Consider the following 2952-nt stretch of genomic DNA (forward strand, 5'->3'; position numbering starts at 1 on the left):
CGGCCTGATCGGCCGATCGACGCACCCGTCCTGAACCCATCGCTCGTGCCCGGCCCTGGGTGGCTGGGTAACCGGGGCGTGGAGTCCCATCGGCGCGCTGCGGGACCTACCGCGTCATCTACCGGATCGACGAGGCCAAGCACCTGGTAGAGATCCACTCCAGCCGGCATCGGCGAGACGTCTACCATCCGTAGGTCTCTGCGCTCGACCCGGCGACCCGGCGACCCGGCTGGAAGGCACGCGCCGGTCGCGTCAAATCCGCCCGCTGGCCATCCCTGGCCCGCCAGGGAGCGAGGCACCTGACAGACAGACCTTCGTGGACTAGAATCATGGTCTATGCAGACGCTGCCACTGTCCGACGTCAAAGTTCGGCTGTCCGAGATCGCCGATGAGGTCGATCGCACCCACGAACGGGTCCATATCACCCGCAACGGCCGCGAGTACGTCGTACTCCTCTCAGCCAAGGACCTGGAGTCGTTGGAGGCCACCCTCGAGCTGCTCTCCGATCCACGGGCGATGACCCGAATCCGAGAAGCCGACGAGGCCATCGCCGCTGGCGAGGTTACGAGCGGCGACGAGATGGCGGCGATCATGCGACGACGTCGCGAGCAGGGCGATGGCTGACACGCCCGAACCCCCCGCACCGCCGCCATACCGACTCGTTGTCTCGCCCGGTGCCCGCAGGGCTCTAAATCAGAAGTTGCCGGAGGCAGCGGCCTTCGCGGCGTGGGAGTTCATCTCAGGTCCCCTGCTGGAACGCCCTCGGGTGGTCGGCGCCCCGCTACGCAAGCCGTTCGAAGGACTCTGGCGGGCACGACGCGGCGAATACCGCGTGCGCTACCGGGTCATAGACGATCGCCGGGAGATACACGTCCTCGACATCGATCACCGCCGCGACGTCTACCGCCCGTAGGGACAAGCGACGGCGTGTCTGCCCGATTCGACGCGCGTACGCTGCCCGGTATCCATGAGCAGGTTTGGTCCAATGGGGGCTGGTTTCGGATGCGGGCTGGGACGGCGCTGTCTGGCAGGTACCGCCTTGACAAACCGCTGGGGCATGGCGGGATGGGACAGGTCTGGCAGGCTGTTGACCTGAACCTGGGCCGGACGGTCGCGGTCAAGCTGATCCGCGACGAGCAACTGCATTCGGAGCTGCTGGAGCGGTTCCGCCGCGAGGCGCTCCTCACGGCCTGTCTGCAGCACGAGACCATCCTGACGGTGCACGACGCGGGCGTGCACGACGGTCACATGTTCATCGTCATGGAACTGCTGACCGGCGAGGATCTCGGGAAGAAGCTGGCCCGGCACCCGGAAGGGCTTCCGGGACGACGGGTGGTGGCTCTGGCGCTACAGCTTGCCGAGGCGCTCGCGGCCGTCCACGAGCGCGGGATCGTGCACCGTGACCTCAAGCCCGCAAACCTGTTCGTCGTGCCGGTCGACCGGCTGAAGGTCTGCGACTTCGGGCTCGCGCGGGACTCCACCGTGCCGTCTTCCCTGACCCCTCTGGCGAGCGTTATGGGCACTCCGTCTTACATCGCGCCCGAAGTGTGGCTGGGCATGCGGGCCGAGTCCGCCACGGACCTCTACGCGGTCGGGGTCATCCTCTACGAGATGCTGACAAGCAGTCGCCCTTTCACCGGCTCGAACCATGCACTGATGCGCCAGCACCTCGATGTGGACCCAGCGCCGCCTCGCACCCGGAACCCGAGCATCGACGATCGGCTGAACGACCTCATGTTGGCTCTGCTCGCCAAGAACCCCGCCGACAGGCCGACCGCTACGTCGCTCGCGGGGACGCTGCGCTCCCTCCAAGGTTCCGGTGACCGCCGACCAACAGCCAGCGCCATCGACCGAGACGAGGAGCCGAGCCGGTTCGGCGCGCCGATCGCGTGCTCGTCGATCACGGGTGACCACATCGAGGTCTTCATACTCGACGAAGCTGGAAAGCTCTGGCACCGCTGGTACACCCACGGCCCGGGCTGGTCCGCGTGGGAGAACATGTGGCGGCCCGGCGGCGAGGCCAGCGCGGTCGCCGCCGGGTTCCACGACGACGGCCACCAGGAGGTCGCCGTCGCCATCGGCGGCGCGGTCCACCACCGGTGGTGGGACCATGGCTGGAGCGAGTGGCACACCATGCCCCCGCTCGACCTGACGATCAGAGACCTGGCGTTCTCCTCACACTCTCCAGGCGCATGGGAGATCTTCGCTCTCGACCGGGCAGGGCAACTTCACCACCGCTGGTGGAGTCGAGAGCCCGGCTGGTCCGTCTGGCATGACATGCCCGGGCCAGCGGGCAGAGCGGTGAGCACGATCGCCGTGGGTTCACATTCGCGCGCCTACCAAGAGCTGTTTGCCATTGTGGACGGCGAAGTGTGGCACCGGTGGTGGCTACCCGGCCCGCACTGGTCCGACTGGCACCAGCTTGCCGGTCTTGGGATGCGCGCCACGGACCTGGCGGTCTCCTCGCTGACGGATGGCCACCTCGAGGTGTTCGCGATCAGCGCTGCCGGCCGGCTACGGCACCGGTGGTACTGGAGGGAAGCAGGCTGGTCGGACTGGACGGACATGCCCGCCCCCGCACCTGCGAAGGCGGCTTCCACACCGGGGAGTACGGCCAATATGCTGACAGCGATCGCCGCCGGCACTCACTCCGACCGTCATCAGGAAATCTTCGCGCTGGGATCCGGCGGGGATGTTTACCACGCGTGGAACTGGCTCAAGGACGACGGTTCGCCGAACTGGGAGGCCTGGTCCGAATGGTCCCCCTGGTACGAGATGCCACCCGTCAGGTAATTCGGGCTAACCGATCCAGGCCCGGCACGACAGCGAACGAACCGCGCCCGTCGTGTCGCTCCCGCCATGCACGTACAGGGCATAGGGCCTGCCGACAGTCGCTTCCAAGATCGGAAAATAGGCGTAATCGCAAAAGTAACATCAACAAGGGTGTTCAGT

At 66.8% G+C, this 2952-nt stretch carries 3 protein-coding genes; all 3 read left to right on the plus strand.

All coding sequences use genetic code 11. The annotated features are described in order from the left end of the window. Positions 1 to 336 precede the first annotated feature (336 nt). The 3 genes from U9980_RS26980 to U9980_RS26990 all read left to right on the plus strand — a co-directional run bounded on the left by U9980_RS26980 (position 337) and on the right by U9980_RS26990 (position 2793). Positions 337 to 624 carry a type II toxin-antitoxin system Phd/YefM family antitoxin gene (locus U9980_RS26980; RefSeq protein ID WP_322770504.1) on the plus strand — a complete coding sequence of 96 codons (288 nt, stop codon included), beginning with the start codon at positions 337 to 339 and terminating at the stop codon, positions 622 to 624. Then, positions 617 to 913: a type II toxin-antitoxin system RelE/ParE family toxin gene (locus U9980_RS26985; RefSeq protein ID WP_322770505.1), complete on the plus strand. Its 297-nt coding sequence runs from the start codon at positions 617 to 619 to the stop codon at positions 911 to 913. The genes U9980_RS26980 and U9980_RS26985 overlap by 8 nt, the downstream gene beginning before the upstream one ends. An 89-nt stretch (positions 914 to 1002) precedes the next feature. Then, a complete protein-coding gene (locus U9980_RS26990) occupies positions 1003 to 2793 on the plus strand; it encodes a protein kinase domain-containing protein (protein WP_322770506.1) in 1791 nt (596 codons plus the stop codon). The last annotated feature ends 159 nt before the right edge of the window (positions 2794 to 2952 follow it).

Source organism: Protofrankia sp. Cr1 (assembly GCF_963555865.1).
Lineage (GTDB): Bacteria > Actinomycetota > Actinomycetes > Frankiales > Frankiaceae > Protofrankia.

Coding starts and splice junctions, on each gene's coding strand:
- U9980_RS26985 (WP_322770505.1), top strand. CDS start 617: ATGGCTGACACGCCCGAACCCCCCGCACCGCCGCCATACCGACTCGTT.
- U9980_RS26980 (WP_322770504.1), top strand. CDS start 337: ATGCAGACGCTGCCACTGTCCGACGTCAAAGTTCGGCTGTCCGAGATC.
- U9980_RS26990 (WP_322770506.1), top strand. CDS start 1,003: ATGCGGGCTGGGACGGCGCTGTCTGGCAGGTACCGCCTTGACAAACCG.